The sequence below is a fragment of the Bacillus sp. TL12 genome (assembly GCF_022625245.1).
Taxonomy (GTDB): Bacteria; Bacillota; Bacilli; order Bacillales; family Bacillaceae_G; genus Bacillus_A.
In genome coordinates this window covers 1-351 of sequence record NZ_JAJJBY010000231.1, presented here as the reverse complement: position 1 = coordinate 351, position 351 = coordinate 1, and the positions used below count along the sequence as shown (strand labels likewise).

Annotated in this window: 1 pseudogene; it reads left to right on the top strand. The window is 33.0% G+C overall.

Annotation, left to right across the window (positions count from 1 at the left end):
• Positions 1-9: 9 nt before the first annotated feature.
• Positions 10-300, top strand: a pseudogene (locus LOK41_RS28710) (tyrosine-type recombinase/integrase); the annotation flags it as partial.
• Positions 301-351: the final 51 nt, after the last annotated feature.

The window sequence follows — 351 nt, the reverse complement described above, 5'->3', positions numbered from 1 at the left end:
TAGAACCCCTATGCCCAAACCTTAGAAAATACTTGGTTATTTCCTTCTCGAAAAGGAAATCAACCCATTAGTAAAATCCAGGCTTATCGACAACTGCAAAAAGCCGGAGATTTTGCCGGTATAGAATCCATTGGGACCCACACCATGCGTAAAACCTTCGGCTATTGGTTCTATAAACAAACAAAAGACGTGGCCATGTTGCAAGAAATATTGAATCACAGCACACCACAAGTTACACTCAAATATATTGGAATCAATAAAGAAGAAAAAGATAATATTCTTGATACATTTCAAATTTAATTAACAAATATATTTATAATTTATTAAGGAGTATACATATATGAAAAAAAG